Genomic DNA, 273 nt, shown 5'->3' with positions numbered 1-273 from the left:
ATGAACACTGCTTCCTGCCGATCCACGTCTACGACACCGAGCACAGCCGGCCTGTTGCGGTCATCCTGCGCCCCGGCAAGACGCCGAGCGGCCGCGAGGTGCGGGCACACCTGCGCCGCCTGGTTCGGCGCATTCGCCGGCGCTGGCCCGATACGCGTATCACCTTCCGCGGCGACAGCCATTACGCCGGCCCCGAGGCGATGACTTTTTGCGAGCAAAACGGCGTCGATTACATCTTCGCGCTAGCCGGCACGAAGCCGCTCGCCAGAAAGG

1 protein-coding gene is annotated in these 273 nt (G+C 66.7%); it reads left to right on the top strand.

The features are described 5' to 3' along the window. A partial coding sequence (locus AC066Y_RS43365) for a transposase (protein ID WP_478279154.1) occupies positions 1-273 on the top strand: 273 nt, incomplete at both ends.

It is taken from the genome of Bradyrhizobium sp. USDA3010 (assembly GCF_056429065.1).
The sequence above is the reverse complement of the archived record's forward strand: the minus strand, read 5'-3'. Positions and strand labels throughout refer to the sequence as shown.